Genomic DNA, 3,536 nt, shown 5'->3' with positions numbered 1-3,536 from the left:
GCCCCGCGCATTGACATTACAATGAACGGGCGGATGATTTGACGAAACCTGGGCTGCTCAGCTTCCGATGTGGCGCTTGGCGCCCCGCGCATGCGCGAGTTCCACCTGGCGATGGCGCTCGGCGTAGCGCGCGCGGTCCTCGTCCGAGCGCGCTTCGAAGCAATGCGGGCATGAGACGCCGACCGTATATTTCGGCGAGAGCCGGTCCTCGACGGTGAGCGGATGGCGGCAGGCGCGGCAGAGTTCGGCTTCGCCCTCGGCCAGGCCATGCGACACCGATACCCGCTCGTCGAAGACGAAGCATTCGCCCTGCCACAGGCTCTCTTCGGCCGGCACCTCTTCGAGATATTTCAGGATGCCGCCCTTAAGGTGGAAGACCTGCCTGAAGCCCAGCGACTTCACGTAAGCGGTCGCCTTCTCGCAGCGAATGCCGCCGGTGCAGAACATCGCCACCTTGCGGCCTTCGAGCTCCTCGCGGTGCTCTTCGACCCAGCCCGGGAACTCGCGAAAGCTGGCGGTCTTGGGATCGACCGCGCCCTTGAAGGTGCCGATCGAAACCTCGTAGGCGTTGCGCGTGTCGATGACCAACGTGTCGGCGTCCGAGATCAGCGCGTTCCAATCGGCCGGCGCGACATAGGTGCCGGCGCTGCTCGCCGGATCGAGATTGTCGACGCCCATCGTGACGATCTCGCGCTTCAGCCGCACCTTCATGCGGTGGAACGGCATCTCGGCGGCGGTGCTGTATTTCACTTCCAGGCCGGCAAGCGCTTCGATCGCCTCCAGGTGATCGATAAGCGCGGCGATCGCTGCCTCGCTGCCGGCGACCGTGCCGTTGATGCCCTCATGCGCCAAAAGCAGCGTGCCCTTGATGCCGCGTCCGCAGCAGAAGGCGGCAAGCGGCGCGCGCAGCGATTGGTAATTGTCGAGCCACGCAAACTTGTAGAGCGCGGCAACGCGGACCGGCTGAATTTCCTTGTTTGTTGTCACGCCCATGCCACTAGACCGTGCTGAAAGCCGTTTCAAGGCGGAGCGGACGGGCCGCGTGACATTGCGACACGCCCGCCTTCGTGGACTCGGAATACCCCTTCTGCTAATCGGTTGAAATCGACCGAAACGGAGAGACAAGCCAATGACCAGCAAGACCGAAAAGCTTCTGTCGCTCCTCAACGGCCAGCCGGTCATCCCGGTGCTCAAGATCGCCAATGTCGCCGACGCCGTGCCGCTCGCTCGCGCTCTGTCGCGCGGCGGCTTGAGGGCGATCGAGATCACGCTGCGCACCGCCGATGCGCTGGAAGCGATCCGCCGCGTCGCGGCCGAAGTCGAGGATGCGGTTGTCGGTGCCGGCACCATTCTCGATGCCAAGCAGTTCGACGAGGCGGCACGCGCCGGCTCGAAATTCATCGTCAGCCCCGGCATTACGAGCCAGCTTCTCGACGCGGCCAAGGACAGCCCCGTGCCGCTGCTGCCCGGCGCCATCACCCCCGGCGAGATCATGGCTGCGCGCGAAGCCGGCCTGCGCTTCCTGAAATTCTTCCCGGCCGAACAGTCGGGCGGCATCGCATCGCTGAAGGCCTTCGCCTCGCCGCTCGCCGACGTGAAATTCTGCCCGACCGGCGGCATAACGGCCAAGAACGCCGCCGACTATCTGAGCCTCCCCAACGTCATCTGCGTCGGCGGCTCGTGGGTTGCGCCCGACGAACTCATCAAGGCCGGCAAATGGGATGAGATCGAAGCCCTGGCGCGCGCGGCGAGCAAGCTCGCCTAACGCAATTCCAGGAAGTGTGGGCACCGGTTCTTCCGTCCGGATCGTGTAAAGAACCCCTGGAGCGGTTCAGCGGTCTATCAAACGCTGAACCGCTCCAGGGCTGGACATGCGGTCAGTGGCAGACCTTGACCTTCTCGACGACCTTGCGGTGGTGAACCCAATGGGTGACCACCTTGGTTCTGCAGTGATGCTTGCCGGTCTTGACGATAACGGTTTCGGCCTGCGTTGGAGCCACGGCAGCCGATGCCGCGGCCAGAGCGAGAACTGACGCCAATAGAATCTTCTTCATGAATATCCCCAGTTTGGAACGAACGCATCCTAACCCGAAAAAGCGCGGCCCGTTCCGGTCTCACGAGAAGTTTAAGCGTGCGTGATGGCATGCCGGTGCGGGCCGAAAACCAGCCGCCGGCTGGTTCCCGCTCATGGATTCGAACCACGATTCACGCCTTCAAAGGGCGCTGTCCTACCGTTAGACGAAGCGGGAAAAGACCACGCGGGAAACCCGCGCCGTTCAAACTATGCTGCCGTGATAAAAAGCAAAAGCCGCGCTGTTGTTCAACGCGGCTGTTGCGGCACTGGCAGGCTCGTTATTTCGTCTGGAAGCGGGCGACCGAAAGGAACTTCACCGCGTTGCCGGTGAACCGGCTGGCGTCCGGCAATTGCGCATCCGTCTGGAAGCCGGCCGTGTAGACCTCGCTCGGCGGCGTGTGCACGATATTGTAGGCATAGCGCGGTGCCGTGGTCGGATCGGAAACGGTGGCGATGTTGTCGCCGCTGCCCAGCGCCCAGCGCGCTGCCTGCGGCGGCGTTGCCACCACCATTGCCTTCGGGCCGGGCTTCAGGTCGTTGGCGGACGCCCTGGCCTCCTTGCGCGTCGTCTTCACGCCGGCGCCGATCGCCTGCGCCGGATCGGTGCCGGCGGGGCGTGCGGCAATGGCTTGACGCGGCGAAGCTGCATCGAGACCCGACGGATCGTTGAATGCCGAGCGTGGCTCCGGCGCAGTCAGCGAAGCGACTTCGTATTCGGCCCCACTCGAGCCGGCCACGGTGGTCGCGCTGGCCTGCTCGAGCACCGCTTTGATCTCATCCGGCTTGCCCGTGTCGGGCCGCGCGGTCGGCAGCACCGAGAAGGCGTCGGTCGCGCTCTTGTCCTGCGAGGCGGTTTCCGCCAGCGCCAGAAGCACGCCCTTGTCCTTGGGCGCAAGTTCCCTCGGCAGATCGGGCCGCCTCGTCGGCAGCGGAACATTGTTGAACGCCCCCTGCGCGGGATCGGCTGCGGCCTGCGCCGCGCCGGCGGCCATGCCGAACGGTACGTTGGCCGGAGCATGCGCCGTCGCCACCGCCTGCTCAGCCGTGGCCGAGGCGTCCGCCACGGCGAACGGCACGTTTTCAGCCGTCTGCTGGCCGACATCGGCCTTGGGCCTCGGCGCGAAGGCGGGCAGAGGAACCTCCTTCGGCGGCAGCGCGGCAATGATGGTTTCGGGCGTGTCCTGCTGCGGTTGCGAATCGTCCGAGCTGTCATCGGCGATCTGCGGGATGTTGGCGCGCTTGGCATCCTGCGGCGAGACGATCGCGATGCCCGGCAGGCTGCCGCTGTTGCCGCTCTTGGCGGCCGCCACCTGCTTCACAGCTTTCGGCTGGGGTGTGGGTTGGGCGCTCGCGACATCGGCGCTGTCGTCGGCCTCGTCGTCGCCGCCGCCGAACCAGGCCGCAAACAGTCCGCCGGACCGCTTGGTCGAGCCGCCGGCGCTGGCCAGCTCGATATTGGGGG

General features: G+C 65.5%; 3 protein-coding genes, 1 tRNA gene and 1 pseudogene. 1 reads left to right on the top strand and 4 read right to left on the bottom strand.

Annotated elements, in window-relative coordinates; translation table 11 throughout:
• Positions 1 to 57: 57 nt before the first annotated feature.
• On the bottom strand, positions 58 to 993 hold the full coding sequence (locus EOA60_RS24135; protein WP_095823415.1) for a rhodanese-related sulfurtransferase: 936 nt from the start codon (positions 991 to 993) through the stop codon (positions 58 to 60).
• A 136-nt stretch (positions 994 to 1,129) separates the two neighbouring features.
• Between EOA60_RS24135 and EOA60_RS24130 the strand changes: the two genes are divergently transcribed.
• Complete coding sequence (locus EOA60_RS24130; RefSeq protein ID WP_095823416.1) at positions 1,130 to 1,765, top strand: 2-dehydro-3-deoxy-phosphogluconate aldolase; 636 nt, start codon at positions 1,130 to 1,132, stop codon at positions 1,763 to 1,765.
• Between the two features lie 112 nt (positions 1,766 to 1,877).
• Here the strand turns inward: EOA60_RS24130 and EOA60_RS37745 are convergent, their stop codons facing one another.
• From EOA60_RS37745 to EOA60_RS24120, 3 genes and pseudogenes are all read right to left on the bottom strand, one after another.
• Positions 1,878 to 2,054 carry a hypothetical protein gene (locus EOA60_RS37745; RefSeq protein ID WP_082980697.1) on the bottom strand — a complete coding sequence of 59 codons (177 nt, stop codon included), beginning with the start codon at positions 2,052 to 2,054 and terminating at the stop codon, positions 1,878 to 1,880.
• Between the two features lie 121 nt (positions 2,055 to 2,175).
• Positions 2,176 to 2,249 (bottom strand) — tRNA-Gln (locus tag EOA60_RS24125).
• Between the two features lie 103 nt (positions 2,250 to 2,352).
• A pseudogene (locus EOA60_RS24120) lies at positions 2,353 to 3,536 on the bottom strand (peptidase M15); the annotation flags it as partial.

It is taken from the genome of Mesorhizobium sp. M1A.F.Ca.IN.020.06.1.1 (genome assembly GCF_004023265.1).
In the GTDB taxonomy this organism is placed as follows: Bacteria; Pseudomonadota; Alphaproteobacteria; order Rhizobiales; family Rhizobiaceae; genus Mesorhizobium.
Note: the sequence above shows the minus strand (reverse complement) of the source record. Positions and strands in the feature narration are given on the sequence as shown.